A 17,851-nucleotide genomic window follows, 5' to 3' on the forward strand; every position below is an offset into this window, starting at 1 on the left:
TAATCTCCTGCCTTTATCTCTTAATATCTTCCATTTTACCTTCCATTGCCGAAAGTATTTCCTTTTCGGTTGCCAATGGAGTATCTCCAACGACCGTACACGCCAGCATTCCTGAAACAGCCGCAAACCGAACTGTCTTTTCAGGGGAATATCCTAGCAATTCGCCATGTAGGATTCCGCTTGTGTAAGCATCGCCTGAACCTATTCTATCATATACGGAAAATGATAGGATATCGGAAAAGTAAAATGTCTCGTCCTTGTATATATACCCCCTCAATGTATGGCTATTATCACTGTTGATCGAACGATGTGTTCCTGCTATCGATTGAATATTGAATTTCTTGGCCACTTCTGGGATCAACTCAATAAGCTGCTCTTCCCTTGTGGAGCCTTCTGACTTCATACCTAAAATATATAGGGCGTCTTTCTCATTCATCATGACGATATCAGCCAAAGAAAGCATTTCTTCATAATGAGGCCTTGCGACAGCGTAACCTCCCTCCCATAAAGTGGGACGGTAGTTGCAATCGAAACAGACTGTACCGCCTTTTTCTTTGACCTTTCCAGCCAGCGCCTTCATACTTTCCCGTACATTTTCCGCCATTGCAAGCGTGATTCCGCAAAAATGGATGATATCCGTACTTTCCGAAATTATATCCATATCGTAATCAGATAAGGTGGCTGTATTAAAACTGCTTTCGAGTCGATTGGAATAGGTGACACGGCTCGCCCGCTGTCCAAAACCATTTTCCAAAAAGTACATCCCCATGTATTTGCCGCCTCTGGAGATGAAATTCCTTCCAATTCCTAAGCGCTGCAAAGCTGAAATCGCTGAATCCCCAAGGGGGTTATCCGGTAACTTGGTCACAACATATCCATCATGACCAAGCTTTGTCATCGCAGAAGCTACGTTTACTCCCGTGCCTGAAAAGGAGTATTGCAAAGTGTTAGCCTGTGATAGCAAATCATACCCCGGTACCTGCAAACGCATCATTACTTCCCCGAATGCCACAATCCTTTTAGGCATATTTTTCAACCAATTTTTTTGTTATGGCCAATAATTTCCGTACATCCTCACCATTCGTTTTACCAGTCTCTTCATCGATGATGGAAGAATATACATGGGGAATGACTTTAGGCACTTTTGCTTCTAATGCAATTTCCAATATGGTCTCGAAATTATTCAAATCGATTCCCCCTGTTGGTTCCAAAGCAAATCCCTCTTCACCACAAGCTTTTGCCACAGCACGATATTCATCTTCATGCTTCAGGCCTTTCATCGGGAAGTATTTCAATGCATTTCCTCCCATATCGCGAACAAGCGCAATGGCAGCTTTGATAGGCACAATGGCCGTTTCACTTGCACCTGCACTTACTGGACCAGTGGAGATATTCACATAACCGACTTTCCCAGTTGGAGAAACAAGTGAATTGATCCAGCTATCCTTCACACCTAAATTGGCCCTCGTAGCACCAACAGCCGGAAAAACCTGGTTAATATGACTGCCAGGATAGGATTTTGCGATTTCTGCGACCACTGCTGCCTGTCTATTATCGCCCGCGCCCAATCCTATTGAAACGGCCTCATCAATGGCTTCCCCATATTCTTTCATTGCTGTAACACCAGCTTCCACAGTTGGATAATCTTTTGAGAGTACGCCAACCAATACATGGCCTTCCGCCGCTTCAAAGACTTCCACTGCATTTTCTACACTATTTGCAAGTACATTTAAGGCTACACGATCATTCAATAACCGTTTGTTTATGTTTGTCATCCTTGTTGTCCTCCTAATATGGTTCTTAATTGTCCTTCAATGACATGTATATCATCACCTTGCAATGGACGCGGATCTATATCGAAAAACCCTTGCCGTATCCCATAATCACGTGTATAAATGGCAATATCCCCATTTCTGAGCTGCTCGTTCACTTCTTTCGCCGTTGTTTCCGTTATCAAAGGATCAATGGAAATACGGGCTCTGTATATGGCACGGCCGGCTTCATCCTGCACTATCGTTACTTTTACGCCATCAATGGAGTCAAGTGATGTGAGAACTTGTAAACTAGCTTTTTCTTTTTCGCTATTATCTGTCTTGACAAAATACTCATCCAATGCCTGTAGCAGCCCAAAGGTAGTTTCCTTTCCAACCTTCATGCTCCTTCCGATACAGTGCAGTTGAACCTTTACCCATTCGATATACTTTTTTCTGCCAGCAACGATACCTGATGTGGGTCCTTCAATGGCTTTTGATCCACTATAGATCGCCAAGTCGGATAATTGTACATATTTTTCCAAATCCTCCTCGGCTGCTGCATCAACAATCAGAGGGATACTATTCTTTTTGGCCACTTCCCATGCTTCTTCGACCGATATCATATTTTTCTGAACAGCATGATGTGATTTCACATATAAAATGGCGGCAGTATTTTCATTAATGGCATCCGCAATATGTTCCGCCTTCCCCTCGTTTGCATACCCAACTTCAACCAATTTTCCGCCACCAAGGTAAATCATGGTTTCAACTGGTGCACCATACTGAACGTTATGGCCTTTCAGCATGATGATTTCATTCTTTTGAATGAGATCTTGATGAAGCCTTTCACTTTTCCTTCTGTTTCCTTCAGTCACGATCGCCGCTACTGAAAGCGCAATTCCACTTGATGCTGAGTTTACGACGACCGCTGCTTCAGAATGAAGCAAATTCGCTATATGCTGCCCTGACTTATCAACTAAATCAGAAATTTCAACATAATTTTGCCCACCTTGTTTCATCGCGCCCATCACTGTGTCAGTTGGGGCAGAAACCCCCAATATGCTCATTCTTCCGCTTGCATTGATGACTCTTTTCAAACCGTATTTAGCGTTCAATGAATTCTCCATTTATCACCACTCCTTTTACAACAACTCTTTTTTCTGCCATCCTTTTTTCACCTTCGGAATCCAATAAAAGAATCGGTTCATTCTCGATCGAGAATAAGGTCAAGTTCGCAATATCCCCAGATGAAATCCTGCCAAGCTCTGGTTTATGCAACCAAGCAGCTGCATTCACCGTAACTGCATCTATTACATCTTTTAACGGATAACCGAGGTACAAAAATTTTGTAAGCACATTTGCCATATTAAAAACCGGCCCATTCTCTCTGTTTTTCCGATATATATCCGTACTGATCGTATTGAAGCGGATTCCCCGCTGTTTCGCCATTTCTGCAGTTTTAAAAGAAAAGCTTGCCGTTCCATGACCTACATCCAAATGGATACCACGTTCAATCGCCTTACTGAACTCAGGCAGCGGCTCATCTCTTTCATTAAATAAATTATTCGCTTTACCATTTAAGAAATGTGTAATGATGTCCTTTTCCTCTAGTAATTCAAGGACTTCTTTAATATCAGGGGGCCCTGAACCGATATGGACCATTAATGGTAAACCAGTTTCAGTCGAGAACTTCCTAGCGATTTTTAATGGATCGACACCATTTGGACCAACCACACTTTTACTTATTCTCGCTTTAAGCCCAACGACAAAATCCCCGTACTTGGAAACTGCCTTTCTTAATTCCCCTTCGTCCAGCCATGAAATATCAGATAACTCATCAATCCTTTTCAATCCAATCCGAGAAATATTCAGAAAGGCGAAAACATTGGTTTTGGAATTTTTACAGCTGTTTACCAAATCAGATATCCTATCTGCCCCCGTGCTTCCCGCATCAATGACCGTTGTTACACCAGTCTTGTATCCAATCTCATCAACTTCATCACCATAAGGATCGAATTCCGGGAAAGCATGTACATGCATATCAATCCATCCGCTAGAAACATAAACTTTTTGATCATAATCTATTATCTTATCCCCTGTTGCAGTTCCGGGAGGTGCAATTTCTTTAATCATCCCATTTTCCAGTATGATATCCGCTGCATTTCCCTCTAACATCTTTACATTCTTCAGAACTAACGTATCTGTCATTTCCCTCATCCTTTTTGATACTTCCTATCGATTGCAAGTACTTTGTATACGGTTACACTGAATTGTATGAGAATTCATTTTATTTCTCTTTACAAAAATAGATTATCATATTTTTTCAAACTAATCAATATAACGTTATAATGTTTGAATTAAATTTACAGAATTTTTAATAGCTCATCGTTTGTTGTGTTTCTTAGTTTCTTCATATAATATGATCTCATTATGTTTTTTAAAATTTTTTTATTCATAACAAAGGCGGGAGAAAAAACAATTTGTTTTTTCTCCCGCCTTTGTTTATGAGTTGTTACCAATAACCAATGCTGTAAGTTCCTACTCTAATTATCCGGAAATGGTGCTTTCCATAACTATAAAACCAAGAATAGTTATTTATATGCATTCTTGGTCTTGTTATTTACAGCACTATATTTGATTTTAAACTTTTATGACAACCCGTCCCTATAAGGAAAGCCTTTAATTTACCTTTTTCGATCCTTTCCAATGGATTTCCCTCAAACGGTATTTTTGTAGCTTTCCTGTTGCCGTTTTCGGTAAAGACTCTACGAATTCAACTTTTGTCGGTGCTTTAAAGTGGGCCATTTTTGAACGGCAAAAGGCAATAATCTCATTTTCTGTCACTTCCGCATTGGGATGCAGCACTATGATTGCCTTAGGCGTTTCTCCCCATTTATCGTGTGGGATGGCAATGACCGCTGCCTCCAAAACATCTGGATGTTTATACAATATCCCTTCCACCTCTGTAGAAGAAATATTTTCCCCGCCGGAAATGATTAAATCCTTAGCCCTGTCCTGTATTTCAATATATCCATCGGGATAGGTCACTGCCAGATCCCCTGTATGAAACCAGCCATCCCGAATTGCTTCGGCCGTCTTTTCCGGATCCTTATAATATCCTTCCATTACAACGTTGCCGCGAGTAATAATTTCCCCCAGTTCCTTTCCGTCCCAAGCGACTGCTTTCCCATATTGATTGACTACCATCGTTTCCCCATTGAAAATCAATTCAATACCTTGTCTTGCCTTTATTATTGCTTGTTCGTCCGCCGATTTTGCTTCAAACTCATCCTTCCACTCGTTATATAGGATGAAAGGGGATGTTTCTGTTAATCCATATACGTGAATCATATTCAAACCAAGGATTTCTTGTGCCTTTTGTATAAGCGCTGCTGCTGGAGGAGCACCTGCTGTTGCCATCCTTGGACGCACTTTGATATTTGTTTCTTTTGCTTTAGGATCATTCACTAGCATATTTACGACAGTAGGTGCTCCACATAATAATGTAATCTTATGCTGGGCGAATAAGTTGAGGATAAGAGGGGGATCCACTTTCCTTAAACATACATGAGTCCCGCCAGTAGCCGTTACCGACCATACACCTCCCCAGCCATTAGCGTGAAACATTGGCAGGGTATGTAAGTATACATCGTCATGATTCACGCCAAGGTGATAAATGAAATTAGCGGCGTTCATGTAATTCCCGCGATGGGTCAACATTACCCCTTTTGGTTTTGAAGTCGTTCCACTCGTATAGTTTATAGTCAAAAGTTGATTTTCATCGATTATAACCTCTGGCAAACCTTCATCAATTGCATGCAAAATGAAATTCTCATAATCTATCCCAGGTAAAGTGGTTTCATGTCCCTCAACAGGCACGATGATGATTTTTTCCAAAGATAGTCTAGTAATGATCTTTTCGATCGGAGCGGTGAATTCTTCATCGACTATCAACATTTTTGAATCACTATGCTTGATGATATATTCCAAATCCTCTGCAGCAAGCCTATAATTCAAAGGAACCATTACCGCTCCCATTTGACAAATGCCATAAAAACATTCCAACATATAATGGGTATTTGGCAACATTACTGCAATATGGTCGCCTTTCTCAATCCCCGAAGAATGCAATGCTTTGGAAAGTTGATCTGTTCGCTGCCCGAATTCCTTATATGTAAACTCTTTCTCTTCATCGATGACTGCCACTTTTTGAGGATAATATTTTACGGCCCTGCGCTTCCAATCCATTGGGGTTAATGGGGAAAACATTTTACCATCTCCTTCTTTTCAAATTCTTTGCATCCAGCACCCTGCCTCGTTCGTCATGATGAATCCTGAGAAAAAAACTTCTTATCCTATTGATACATATTCATTTTCCAGCCGTCATATCTTCTTTAATGGAGTCCTTACACCATAAAAAAATCATTGAATGACGTTTATACTTGGAGTATTTTTTAATTATTCTGATAATTCTTATCATAAAACAGTGGAATTCACTGCTTTAATAAAGAATAGTGCTCCTTCTTTCTATTATAATGGAAACTGTATACGTCAGGAAGATTATATTTTATTATCTATGCAAGACGACAGATGTTCGGTAAGTTTCCCAACGATTTGTTTGAGCCGTTCCGTTTCCTCTTCATTCAGGACGCTATAAAAGTCACGAAAGATTTTGGTAAAACACTTATTGATCGAATGATAGGTATTCCTTCCACTTACGGTGGATTGGATAAAAACTACCCGCCGATCATCCTCACTGTGTACCCTCTCAATCAACTTCTTCCGTTCAAGCCGATCAATTAATGCAGTTCCTGCTGCAGGTTTAATCTTCAAATGATTCGAAACATCTTTAACAGCTATGGATTCATTCAAGACTATTAATTGCAATGCGCGATACTGTACAGAAGTTAGATCATATTTAACCAATAGCGGTTCAACCAATTCTTGTGATAGGCTGCTTAGTTCCCTGATCTCTAGATGTAAATTATACAATTCACTTGAATTCATGTTTGACAATCCTTTCTTATTGACACTATCTATCTAAAACTATAACATAATTAACGTATCAAAAAATTAACCATGCGAATTAAATTGGTTATTGATTTTTTAAAGAGAGAGAGAGGCTGTCCATGTCAGCAGAACAACGCAAAAAGATCATTATCCTCATGATCAATATGTTTATAGCAATAGGAAGTTTCGGTATCATCATTCCCATTTTACCAGCATACCTGGCCTCCATTAATCAAGGTGGCACCGCCGCTGGCCTAATGATCGCCATTTTCGCTGGTGCACAACTTATCTTTTCGCCAATTGCCGGAAAATGGACTGACCAATTCGGGCGCAGAAAAATGATTATTTATGGATTGGTCGGTTTGACATTATCCATGTTTATTTTTTATGCAGTCAATTCCATTTGGTTATTATATGCTTCACGTATCATTGGCGGGATCGGAGCAGCTTTGCTTATACCCGCAATTTTTGCTTATGTAGCCGATATCACCACATTTGATCAACGCGCCAAAGGCAATAGTTTAGTATCGGCCGCCATGTCCCTGGGAATTGTAGTCGGTCCGGGAATTGGAGGTTTTTTAGCTGACTTTGGCTTGAAGTTTCCCTTTTTGATTTCTGCGCTGGTATCCCTATCAGCTGTGGTATTTTCGATTTTTGTTTTAAAAGAAAGCGAAACGGCACAGGTTGCACAATCCATGGATGCAAAAACTGAAACGATGATTCGGAAGATTGCCTTATCCGTGAAAATGCCTTATTTCATCCCACTCATCATTACCCTTGTAATGAGCTTTGGCTTAATGGCATATGAATCCGTAATTGGTCTTTATCTTGATAATCAATTCAATTCAAGTCCTAAGGACATCGCTGTCATGGTTACAGCTACGGGTATCGTCAGTGTAATAGTGCAACTGTTTGTCGTCGACCGGATCGTACAGCGATTCGGGGAAGTGAATGTGCTGAATATCTTTATCAGTGTTGCAGCAATCGGTTTCCTTCTATCACTTTTTGCTACAAGTTATCTGATTTTCTTTTTGATTTCGCTTATCATCTTCCTTTCCACTTCCATTTTGCGTCCAGTTCTTAACACACTGATTTCCAAGATGGCAGGGAATGAGCAGGGCTTTGCAATGGGTATGAATAATGCATATATGAGCATCGGAAATGTGCTCGGACCTACACTTGCCGGAATGATGTATGATGTCCACATTACCTATCCGTTCATGTTGGGCCTTATCCTTTTATTCATTACTTTGATGATTACCATGGCATGGCAAAAGCGATCACTTCATGCAAAGGCATTATCCTAGAGCTTAAAAGGCATTTCTGCCTTAACAAAACCCCCGAGTAGCCGCCGCCATTCGGGGGTTTTTCATTATGATTTTCATATCAATTGTAATCCTTCAAACTGTATATTTACCAGTAAACGCTCGATCTCTTGGATATTCGCTCCTTTTCATCCTGGAGCAGCTCAAAATCCTGCGTTACATCCGAATTCACGAGTAATTGCTTCAATTTCACGAGTAATTGGGTGAATCTCACGAGTATTTGCTCCAAATTCACGAGTAAATGCGTCAAATTCACGAGTAAACGCTCAATCTCTTGGATATTCGCTCCTTTTTCATGCTGGATCAGCTCAAAATCCTGCGTTACATCCTAATTCACGAGTATTTGCTTCTTATGTTAATGATGCTAGGACCAAAACAAAAAGCGGCCTTTTTCCTCTAAAAGAAAATAAGGCCGCTTATCATTCAGTTTTTTTCTTTTATATTGTTATAAGTGGAAAATGAATTTCATTTAATATATACGGCTTTTTTCCCTTTACTGCTTTCAAAAGCCGCATCAATGATTTTAATGACCGATAATCCCTCTTGGGCGGTTACTGGAGCTTTTTTCCCGCTTAATATACTATCGGCAATTGCCTGGTAATATGTTAAATAAGATCCATGCAGTGTTTCAATGGTTTCATGAGTCTCATTTTCACCTTCAACCGTAACCAGCTTACCATAGCATTCGGGTTCATCTGCACCCCAAGAGTCATCAATCGGTTTTTTTCCCTCACTTAGGGCTGCCTCTTGGCAGTCAAGACCGTACTTGATAAATGATCCTTTACTTCCATGCACTTGATAGCGCGGTCCATTAAATGGAACGATTGAGCCTGAATGCAAGATAACTCTCAGCTTTTCATATCCTAATATTACATGGAAATAATCATCCGTTTCTGCATTTTCCTTTTGGGAAAATACATCTGCCCAAACGAATTGCGGCAATCCAAACAAATGAAGTGCTTGATCAATGAGATGTGATCCTAAATCATAAAGCATGCCTGATCCCGGGCCTGGTTTTTCCCTCCATCTATCCCTGACCACAGGCCGGTATCGATCATAATGGACTTGGTATGTATTGATTTCCCCAAGCACTCCATCATCCATAAGTTTTTTCACGGTCAAAAAGTCATTATCCCATCTCCGGTTATGATAGACACTTAATAGCAGATTCTTTTCCTCGGCAATCTTAATGAGCTCCTCCGCCTCCCAGGCTTCCACTACCATTGGCTTTTCAAGGATGACATGCTTCCCTGCTAACAAGCTTTGCTTGGCCATTTCATAATGTAAACCACTCGGTGTCGTAATAACAGCCAAATCAATGGACGGGTCTTCAAGAATTTCCTCTAAGCTGCTTACCACTTCCACATCTTTCAAATCTTTTTGGACTTTTTCCTTATTGGAGCTGACAACTTTCGCAATTTGAAACTGCCCTAAAACACTTAGTAATGGCGCGTGAAAAGTAGCTCCTGACAATCCGTATCCAACTATGCCAACTTTAATTTTTCTCATTTTTCTGTCCCACTCGCTTTCTTGTTCCTCTTAAACATACATTTTATTATATTTCATTGTCCGGGTATGCATCTCTCAAAAACTTGACAGATTGATTAATCAAATCTTTCAATACATTAATATCGATATCTGCCACTTTATTGATGTACACACACGCTTTTCCGGAAGTGTGTTTTCCAAATGCCAGTAACAATTCTTCTCTTTTTTTGTCCCCCGTAGCAAAATATAAACTGATTTTTGCTTTTCGAGGAGAAAAGCCTACCAGGGGGGCATCCCCTTCGTGACCTGATTCATATTTATAATGATAAGTACCGAACCCAATGATGCTCGGTCCCCACATCTTTGCCTCATAACCTGTCGTTTCGGTAAAAACATCCAGCAATTCGTATGCATCTGCACGTTTTTTCGGGTTATCGACGTTCTCAATGAACTCAATGACACTACTGTCAGTTTCTTTGGTTTTTTGTTTATACATGACCGGAACCTCCCTTATATTAAAAGGCAGAAAAATTCATAAGATATCGCTTGCCCAGTATCATAGTACCCTATACAATCGTGTTTTTAGGTTGATATGTATGTATACAGCCTTCATCACCGATGTATCAATGATTGGCGGTCGTTCTTCATTACTAGTTCTCCAAGTTTCATGGCAAATCCTTCATTCAATACCCTTATATATTATAGAACATTGATTCGTTTTATTCTATTTTAAGCGCAGAGTTTATAAAGATAAATCTTTTGTACGTTAAAAATCAGTAATTTATCATAAAAATCTCTACGATCAGAAAATATAATCCTGATCGTAGATTTTTAGTGTATTAGCTATTGCCGCCGGATCTTTTCAATTTCATCAGCTATGAATTGTACCTGTGTCCCTACGATGACTTGAATGCTTTGGGGACCCACGATATTGATTCCAGCAACCCCTGTTGATTTGATTTTATTCTGATCGACAGCTCCCATATTTTCCACTTCAACTCTTAAACGGGTAACGCAGTTATCTACAGATGTGACGTTTGCGTCTCCGCCTAGTCCTTCATAAATAGCGGAAGCCATTCCAAAGAATTTACTCTCGTTTTTCCCGCCTTGACTGCTGTCTGCTTCCGCACTCGCTCCTCCGCCATCAAGCTCATCTTCTGTATCATCTTCTCTGCCAGGAGTCATTAAATGGAACCTTGTTATCAAGAATCGGAATAAGAAATAGTAGATGACAGCAAAAGCCAGTCCTTGAAGAAGTAGCATATAAGGTTCATTTGCCATTGGCAACCTTGAACTTAAAACAAAGTCAATGAATCCTGCGCTAAAACCGAACCCTGCTGTCCATTGGAAGGTCGCAGCAATTGCTAATGATATTCCAGTTAATAAGGCATGAACAACGAATAGTGCTGGTGCAACAAACATGAAAGCAAATTCCAACGGTTCAGTAACGCCTGTGAAAAATGAAGCGAAACCGGCTGCAAGCATTAATGAGGCAACTTGTTTTTTCTTCCGTGATTTTGCCGTATGGTACATGGCAAGGGCTGCTGCCGGCAAACCGAACATCATGACGGGAAAGAATCCGGCTTGATACATGCCTGTGGTTCCTTTTATTCCTGTACCAGCCCAGAATTTACCGATATCGTTAAGTCCTATTACATCGAACCAAAATACAGAGTTTAATGCATGATGTAAACCTGTTGGTATCAAAAGCCGATTAAAGAATCCATAGAGTCCTGCTCCAGCAGCACCTAATTCACTTATTCCTTCACCAAATGTAACTAACCAGGAGTAGATGAGTGGCCATACGAAGAATAATATAAGGGAAACAAGTAACATGACAACCGCAGTAAGGATCGGGACAAGGCGTTTACCGCTAAAGAAAGCGAGTGCATCCGGCAGTTCGACCTTACTGAACCGATTATACATAGCTGCCGCGATAAGGCCCGAGAGGATTCCGACAAATGCATTTTCTATTTTCACGAATGCTGGATTTACATCTTTTGCATCAATTCCCTGCAGCATCGCTACAGAGTCCGTGGAAAGCAACGTCGTTACAACTAGATAGGCTACCAGCCCGCTTAAAGCGGCGGCTCCATCTTTTCCTTTCGACATTCCCAACGCCACTCCAACAGCAAACAAGATAGCCATATTGTCGATTATCGAAGAACCTGCTTTTATTAAGAAAGCCGCTAACGGACTTCCCGCACCCCATCCTGCCGGATCTATCCAATAACCAATCCCCATTAAAATGGCGGCTGCCGGCAATACGGCTACTGGCAGCATCAAGGAACGCCCAATTTTTTGAAGATATTTTTTCATCCCGCTTTCCTCCTGTCAATTACTGATTTAGGGCAAACCCCATATTCTATTAGACAACGGTTCCTTCCATTTTAGAACTTCATTTCATATATAAAGTTGGCTATATTCAGGAATAAAGTCTTAACGATTTACTCCTCCATAAAAAAAAGAAAAGTCCAACCGGACTTTTCTTTTTTAACTTATTTATAGAGCAAGTAGTTTTTACGAACCTTTTTAAAAGCATCCTGCTTTGCTTGATATTCTTTCATGATTTCATTTACTGATGAACCTTCTTCAATTCTTGACATTACCCAGCCATTTCCAATCAATAAATTGAAATTTTTGGCTGCAAGGAATTCGAAATCACCAGGATATAAATCCTGAATGGTCTTGATGATGTGAAGTCCAGTAGGGACAGCCTTGAATTCCTCTCTATCCGTTATATAAATTTCCACTCCGTGGCTAAGTTTACCTGCATGTTTTGAAAATGTAGGTGTAAAGGAGGCGGCCCTGAATTTTACTCCAGGTAACCTTAATGCATTTAATTTCCCAGCAAGCTCATCACTGTTTATATAAGGAGCACCAATCAACTCGAATGGTTTAGTCGTTCCTCTGCCTTCCGAGACATTCGTTCCCTCGATCAAGCCAGTAGCCGGATATACAAAAGTTGTGGAAACTGCCGGCATATTCGGTGACGGCAAGACAAAAGGGAGACCAGTATCATCGTAGTCCATATCTCGTTTCCAGCCTTTCATCTTGATGACCTTTAGATCTGCACCAATATTAAATTCTTTATTGAACAAAGTCGCGAGTTCCCCAACTGTCATCCCATGCTTTAGCGGTATTGGGTACAATCCAACAAACGATGAGAATTCAGGTTCAAGTACCGGCCCCTCTACCGATTCCCCGCCCTGTGGGTTCGGCCGGTCCAGCACGATAAAGGGGATATCATTTTCTTTGGCTGCTTCCATTGCATATGCCATCGTGTAGATATAAGTGTAATAGCGCGTTCCGACATCCTGGATATCAAAAACAAGGACCTCAACATCCTTTAACATTTCGGGCGTCGGTTTTTTCGTTTTGCCATATAAGCTATAAACGGGCAACCCTGTTTTTTCATCAATATAATATTCAACGCTTGCACCAGCTTGCGCATCTCCACGCACTCCATGTTCAGGACCAAATAACGCTGTCAAATTAATGTTCGGATCATCATGAAGTAGATCGACGATGCTGGTTAATTTTGAATCGATGCCAGTTGGGTTCGTAATCAAGCCGACCTTCTTTCCGCTTAACACGTTCTTTTCTTCTTTTAAAAGGACTTCAATACCAGGACTGACCTTTTGTTTTTTCTTCTCTTTAACAGCGGTTACACTTTTTGAGGAAGCGATGCCGAAAGAAAGCATGCAAATGGTAAATAGGATTATGATTCTTTTCAAAATACTTCCCTCCTTATTTTTTTATGGGTCTTCCTGATTTAATATCTAATCCGTATCCAAATTTATAAAGACTTTCAGAGGGCTTAGTTACTGATGGTATATCGACGGGCAACGTGCCTTTAGGTTTTGATTCTCCAAAAACGGTCGAGATGCCTGCCGGGATATTCGGCTGTCTATAACGCCCATTCGAATACCCTTTAAATCCGTAAACAGCAAGGACAGCTTTCGCTTCTTCAAAGTTTGCAACATCATAAGGGTTTCTTAAACTCATTAAAACAAATTCTTTATCTTTCTTATTAGCATGATTCATGACCGCTCTAGGGAAGGCTGTTGCCCACTTCGAAGAATCTTGAATGCTATCATCGATCACTCCATCATTGACAGCCGGATCGTTTTTGACAACATAGGAACCAGTTATGACGAAGTCCGATTCATCAATGAGTCTGGCCACTTGATCTGTAAATGACTTTCCTGAAAAACTCATACCCGTTATTTGGACTTTCTTTATTTTCTTTTTAACAGCTAATTCGCTGATGCTCCTGGACATGGATTCAACTTGGTCATCAAAAGGAGCAAGAATTAAAACTTTATCATTTTTCTTAGGTTTGAAAGGCAATGTTTTTTCTTCATTTTTCAATATGGTGATGGCATCTTCCGCGATTTTCCTTTCTTTTTTCAAATGATCTTCATTCCCTACCACTTGAAGCGCGGTTTCGATTTTTTTATCGATCGGGGTTTCATCAGGGTTTAATATCCCTCTTTTCTCTTTCAGTTCAAGTATCCTTGTTACAGATTGATTGACTTGATTTAGAGGAATTTCCCCGCTTGCCACTGCTGACTTCACTGCATTGAATACAGAGGTTAAATTCTTTTCCATTTGAAGCGAATTAACCTGTGCAGGCATTAATGCAATATCAACTCCAGACTTCAATGCAAGGACAACAGCTTCTTCCTGTCCGAAGTTGTCCGCGATGGCTTTCATATTCAATGCATCTGTAACCACGACACCGTCAAAACCCATTTCTTCACGTAATAGACCCGTGATGACCTTATGTGACAACGTTGCAGGAACCATAATCTCTTGACCGTCTTTTTTGCTGATATACGTAGTGTCATCGAATGCAGGAAACTGAACATGTGCAGTCATCATCATATCAACTCCAGCATCTATGGCCCTTTGGAATGGCATCAACTCGATTGAACGCAAACGTTCTTTATCATGAGAAACAAGGGGGAGACCATAATGACTATCGACTGCTGTATCTCCGTGGCCGGGGAAATGCTTGGTCGTTGCTATCGTGTTTTGATTTTGCAATCCTTTTATCGTCTGAATGCCCATCTTTGCTACAAGTTCCGGAACAGAACTGAAGGAACGAACGCCAATAACGGGATTTCCAGGATTATTATTCACATCGACGGACGGCCCGAAATTGACATTTATGCCAAGTGACGACAGTTCCTTGCCAATGATTTCTCCAGATTGATAAGCATAACTCTCTTTTCTGGCAGCACCAAGTGCCATATTACCGGGAAGATTCGTTCCAGTTTGAAGGCGAGTTACGATTCCACCTTCCTGATCAATCGTTATGAACAGCGGAAGTTCCCGGCTTGCCATCTGCAAACCATCGGTGAGTCGTACCGTTTGTTCGGTATCGACTACATTCTCAGCAAACAGAATAACACCGCCCAGATGATACTTTTTGATGATGCTTGCAACTTCTGAGTTCATTTCAATAAACCCCGTCGCCTTCGCTTCTCCTTGTTTTTGCCAATTTCGAAAATCCGGCATGATCATTTGTCCGATTTTTTCATCGACTGTCATGTTTGCTACGATTTCCTGAATATCCGATACCGTTTTTTCAGTCTCTGATCCTTTTGCTGCCGCATTCCCTCCCAGAATGGATATAACCAAGAATAATGCGATTCCAGCAGGGGCACATATCCTTTTTATCATTTAGGCTTCCTCCCTTGTGTACTTTTTAGTTCTTTTAGCAGCAATTCCATAACCACTACCATGAAGGGGTTATGGAAAAGAACTATATAGATCCTATAAAGAAATCAAGGCAGCATTGGGAATCCCGTCAGCCGCCTCTTTTAAACAAGCCATCATGAAAGATATCCATTTATCCTAGTATAATTGAATCATAGAGCCCAATTGGTCACTCAATATAAGTTTTATCGTTTGACCAGGCTTTAGAAGGGACAGCAAGGGAAGATCTTCTTCTATAATTCGCCCAATCACATTAACTCGGTGATTTGCCCCTAGGTCTCTCTTGCATATCTGGACCTCTCCCCGATATCTTCCGTAACCATCATTGTCCATCGTTATGGATCCAAGACTGCGTGCAACTGTATTACTCGGCGCAACCTTTGCTGTGACCCGGGTATTCTGCAGCCGGAAAACATCTTGAGAAACATCTGGCCTCAATTCGTACTGACCGCTTTGCAAGAGTCGGGATTCCGCTCTAACAGTTAGAATATTTTGACTTTTATAAGCAGTCAGATTCTCAAGCAGATTATTCTCCGTTCCTTGATCTCCAACGAAAACTCCTTCCACATGCTGAAACAGCTCGATACCGGCAGCGTAAGGATTCATCAACCTGTGTTTTTCAAGCGTCGGAAGACCTTCATGAATTGGACCGCGTTTACTTTCTGCACCCGGGATGAAAGCAAAGATCGGAATGCCGTATTTCTTGAACATTCGATTTTGTTCATGAAAGAATTCTTCATCAAGGCCCGTTTCAGGCCTTGGATAAAAGTTGTGCCAAGCTATCAGATTTTCCGGGTCCACGCCTTCAAGCACGGCTAAAAGTTCATCTTCATTCAGCGTACTTGCATTCAGTGAAAGTGAAAACACCTTGGATAATGATATGACCGTTTCTTTATCAAATCCATCATCAAGGCGAATACCTTTAATACCTAATGGCCATAAATCCGTAAATTTGCTAATCCCCAAATGGTCAAGGGTGTTTATTGAGACATCTGCATGGATTTCCATTCCGTAGGACTCTGAAAGCTTTAAAAGCATGATCATTCTCTTCACCAGGTCGCCCTTTTCTTCAGGAATATGAAGCGAGGTAAATGCTCTCTTCACTCCCAGGTTAGCAGCATGTATGATTTGTGTTTCTGCATGCGGGTCTTGTAGATAAAAAGAGATTCCGATCACTTGAATTCAACCGCCATTTCATCTTTAAATCCAAACAGATACGTAAAAATAAATCCTGCTATATAGGAAATGAACAATCCAGCGAGGAACAGAGCGATTTGATTTGGATGAACTAAAAAGGTGAGCGGCAGTCCGGACACACCGATGGACGACGTTGCGATTCCGAATTGAGCCTGGAATGCCCCGCCTACTCCTGCACCTAAACATGCCGTTAAGAAAGGACGGCCCAATGGCAGGGTCACTCCAAATATAAGAGGTTCGCCGATACCAAGCATCCCGGAAGGAAGGCCTCCTCCGATTGCTCTCTTCAAACTTGCTTTCTTCGTTTTCATATAGATGGCAAATGCCGCTCCCACTTGGCCCGCGCCACCCATCGCCAAAATGGGAAGCAGTGGATCATCTCCAATCGAATTGATCAATTCTAGATGGACAGGCGTTAAACCTTGATGTAAGCCAGTAATGACGAGAGGGAGGAAGGCCGCACCAAGGACGAACCCAGCTACAACACCGCCGAAATCCAATACATTCAATAACCCAGTCGTAATGGCATCAGATAAAAACCCACCTACCGGCATAAATACAATGTAAGTGACAATCCCGGTAATGAGTAAAGCAATGGTTGGCGTCAAAATGATATCCAGTGATTGAGGAACGAATTTCCTGACCTGTTTTTCCACCAAGGCTATGAAAATAGCTGCAAAGAGGACACCTATCAATCCACCGCGGCCAGGGAGCAAATTTTCACCGAACAATGAAATGTCGCCGACGGCGGGGTTGATGACCAAAATACCTGCAAGTGCACCAAGTGCAGGTGATCCACCGTATTCTTTTGCAGCATTGGTCCCAACCAAAATCCCCAAGTAGGCAAACAGCCCCGATCCAATAACGGTTAAAATGATGGCTAATTGTGATTCTGCTGCTAGCCAGCCTGCTTGAACGATTGCTTTTGTTATACCGGTAATCAAACCTGATGCCACTAAGGCGGGAATTAAAGGGATGAAAATACTTGCAATCCTGCGTAAAAAAAGTTTAAAAGGTTTTGCATTTTTCCTATCAATCTCTGATTTATTCTTCGAGGCTACTTCCTTTAAGTTCAATTTGCCCGAAGAATCTTCCAAAAGCTTTTCAAATTCTGAATGAACCTTGTTCACCACGCCTGGCCCGAGGACGATTTGTATCGTTTCCTCTTCAATGACTCCAAAAACGCCTTCCGTATTTTTTATATCTTCCATTTTTACTTTCGAACGATCAATTGGCAATACCCTTAGTCTGGTCATACAATGCGCAGCATCGGCAACATTTGATGCCCCGCCTAATTTCCCCAATAATTCTTCGGCTAAACTGGCGTACTTATCCCCCTTACCCATTCAA

At 41.2% G+C, this 17,851-nt stretch carries 15 protein-coding genes; 1 reads left to right on the forward strand and 14 read right to left on the reverse strand.

Annotated elements, in window-relative coordinates; genetic code table 11:
* Nucleotides 1–13 precede the first annotated feature (13 nt).
* The 6 genes from MPH60_RS10990 to MPH60_RS11015 form a co-directional block, all read right to left on the reverse strand.
* Nucleotides 14–1,027, reverse strand: a complete 1,014-nt coding sequence (locus MPH60_RS10990; RefSeq protein ID WP_241588730.1) for a sugar kinase — start codon at nt 1,025–1,027, stop codon at nt 14–16.
* Nucleotides 1,020–1,775: a 2-dehydro-3-deoxy-phosphogluconate aldolase gene (dagF, locus tag MPH60_RS10995; protein ID WP_241588731.1), complete on the reverse strand. Its 756-nt coding sequence runs from the start codon at nt 1,773–1,775 to the stop codon at nt 1,020–1,022. The genes MPH60_RS10990 and dagF overlap by 8 nt, the downstream gene beginning before the upstream one ends.
* Nucleotides 1,772–2,881, reverse strand: a complete 1,110-nt coding sequence (locus MPH60_RS11000; RefSeq protein ID WP_241588732.1) for a DgaE family pyridoxal phosphate-dependent ammonia lyase — start codon at nt 2,879–2,881, stop codon at nt 1,772–1,774. The genes dagF and MPH60_RS11000 overlap by 4 nt, the downstream gene beginning before the upstream one ends.
* Nucleotides 2,859–3,962: an amidohydrolase/deacetylase family metallohydrolase gene (locus tag MPH60_RS11005; RefSeq protein WP_241588733.1), complete on the reverse strand. Its 1,104-nt coding sequence runs from the start codon at nt 3,960–3,962 to the stop codon at nt 2,859–2,861. Before MPH60_RS11005 ends, MPH60_RS11000 begins: the two co-directional genes overlap by 23 nt.
* Before the next feature lie 471 nt (nt 3,963–4,433).
* A complete protein-coding gene (locus MPH60_RS11010; protein WP_241588734.1) occupies nt 4,434–6,023 on the reverse strand; it encodes a long-chain-fatty-acid--CoA ligase in 1,590 nt (529 codons plus the stop codon).
* 291 nt (nt 6,024–6,314) lie between these two features.
* Entirely contained in the window at nt 6,315–6,761 is a 447-nt protein-coding gene (locus MPH60_RS11015; RefSeq protein WP_241588735.1) for a MarR family winged helix-turn-helix transcriptional regulator, read from the reverse strand.
* 122 nt (nt 6,762–6,883) lie between these two features.
* On the opposite strand from MPH60_RS11015, the gene MPH60_RS11020 reads away from it, so the two are divergent.
* The gene (locus MPH60_RS11020; RefSeq protein WP_137018505.1) at nt 6,884–8,071 is read left to right on the forward strand and encodes an MFS transporter; all 1,188 of its coding nucleotides are present in this window, start codon (nt 6,884–6,886) and stop codon (nt 8,069–8,071) included.
* 106 nt (nt 8,072–8,177) lie between these two features.
* On the opposite strand, the gene MPH60_RS27790 is transcribed toward MPH60_RS11020, so the two are convergent.
* The 8 genes from MPH60_RS27790 to MPH60_RS11055 all read right to left on the reverse strand — a co-directional run bounded on the left by MPH60_RS27790 (nt 8,178) and on the right by MPH60_RS11055 (nt 17,847).
* Nucleotides 8,178–8,303, reverse strand: a complete 126-nt coding sequence (locus MPH60_RS27790; RefSeq protein ID WP_272492767.1) for a hypothetical protein — start codon at nt 8,301–8,303, stop codon at nt 8,178–8,180.
* A gap of 251 nt (nt 8,304–8,554) precedes the next feature.
* Nucleotides 8,555–9,598: an oxidoreductase gene (locus MPH60_RS11025; protein ID WP_241588736.1), complete on the reverse strand. Its 1,044-nt coding sequence runs from the start codon at nt 9,596–9,598 to the stop codon at nt 8,555–8,557.
* Nucleotides 9,599–9,644: 46 nt separating this feature from the next.
* A complete protein-coding gene (locus MPH60_RS11030; RefSeq protein ID WP_241588737.1) occupies nt 9,645–10,073 on the reverse strand; it encodes a DUF1801 domain-containing protein in 429 nt (142 codons plus the stop codon).
* A 347-nt stretch (nt 10,074–10,420) separates the two neighbouring features.
* Nucleotides 10,421–11,896: an N-acetylglucosamine-specific PTS transporter subunit IIBC gene (nagE, locus tag MPH60_RS11035; protein WP_241588738.1), complete on the reverse strand. Its 1,476-nt coding sequence runs from the start codon at nt 11,894–11,896 to the stop codon at nt 10,421–10,423.
* A gap of 179 nt (nt 11,897–12,075) precedes the next feature.
* On the reverse strand, nt 12,076–13,314 hold the full coding sequence (locus tag MPH60_RS11040; protein WP_405389781.1) for an exo-beta-N-acetylmuramidase NamZ family protein: 1,239 nt from the start codon (nt 13,312–13,314) through the stop codon (nt 12,076–12,078).
* 13 nt (nt 13,315–13,327) lie between these two features.
* The gene (locus MPH60_RS11045; RefSeq protein ID WP_272492768.1) at nt 13,328–15,268 is read right to left on the reverse strand and encodes a glycoside hydrolase family 3 protein; all 1,941 of its coding nucleotides are present in this window, start codon (nt 15,266–15,268) and stop codon (nt 13,328–13,330) included.
* A 174-nt stretch (nt 15,269–15,442) separates the two neighbouring features.
* Nucleotides 15,443–16,480 carry a MupG family TIM beta-alpha barrel fold protein gene (locus MPH60_RS27900; protein WP_241588739.1) on the reverse strand — a complete coding sequence of 346 codons (1,038 nt, stop codon included), beginning with the start codon at nt 16,478–16,480 and terminating at the stop codon, nt 15,443–15,445.
* Nucleotides 16,477–17,847: a PTS transporter subunit EIIC gene (locus tag MPH60_RS11055; protein ID WP_241588740.1), complete on the reverse strand. Its 1,371-nt coding sequence runs from the start codon at nt 17,845–17,847 to the stop codon at nt 16,477–16,479. The genes MPH60_RS27900 and MPH60_RS11055 overlap by 4 nt, the downstream gene beginning before the upstream one ends.
* Nucleotides 17,848–17,851 lie beyond the last annotated feature (4 nt).

Source organism: Peribacillus sp. Aquil_B1 (assembly GCF_022603275.1).
Lineage (GTDB): Bacteria > Bacillota > Bacilli > Bacillales > DSM-1321 > Peribacillus.

Excerpts from the sequence above, each read along its gene's own strand:
- MPH60_RS10990 (WP_241588730.1), bottom strand. The coding sequence starts at position 1,027 with ATGCCTAAAAGGATTGTGGCATTCGGGGAAGTAATGATGCGTTTGCAG.
- dagF (WP_241588731.1), bottom strand. The coding sequence starts at position 1,775 with ATGACAAACATAAACAAACGGTTATTGAATGATCGTGTAGCCTTAAAT.
- MPH60_RS11000 (WP_241588732.1), bottom strand. The coding sequence starts at position 2,881 with ATGGAGAATTCATTGAACGCTAAATACGGTTTGAAAAGAGTCATCAAT.
- MPH60_RS11005 (WP_241588733.1), bottom strand. The coding sequence starts at position 3,962 with ATGACAGATACGTTAGTTCTGAAGAATGTAAAGATGTTAGAGGGAAAT.
- MPH60_RS11010 (WP_241588734.1), bottom strand. The coding sequence starts at position 6,023 with ATGTTTTCCCCATTAACCCCAATGGATTGGAAGCGCAGGGCCGTAAAA.
- MPH60_RS11015 (WP_241588735.1), bottom strand. The coding sequence starts at position 6,761 with ATGAATTCAAGTGAATTGTATAATTTACATCTAGAGATCAGGGAACTA.
- MPH60_RS11020 (WP_137018505.1), top strand. The coding sequence starts at position 6,884 with ATGTCAGCAGAACAACGCAAAAAGATCATTATCCTCATGATCAATATG.
- MPH60_RS11025 (WP_241588736.1), bottom strand. The coding sequence starts at position 9,598 with ATGAGAAAAATTAAAGTTGGCATAGTTGGATACGGATTGTCAGGAGCT.
- MPH60_RS11030 (WP_241588737.1), bottom strand. The coding sequence starts at position 10,073 with ATGTATAAACAAAAAACCAAAGAAACTGACAGTAGTGTCATTGAGTTC.
- nagE (WP_241588738.1), bottom strand. The coding sequence starts at position 11,896 with ATGAAAAAATATCTTCAAAAAATTGGGCGTTCCTTGATGCTGCCAGTA.
- MPH60_RS11045 (WP_272492768.1), bottom strand. The coding sequence starts at position 15,268 with ATGATAAAAAGGATATGTGCCCCTGCTGGAATCGCATTATTCTTGGTT.
- MPH60_RS11055 (WP_241588740.1), bottom strand. The coding sequence starts at position 17,847 with ATGGGTAAGGGGGATAAGTACGCCAGTTTAGCCGAAGAATTATTGGGG.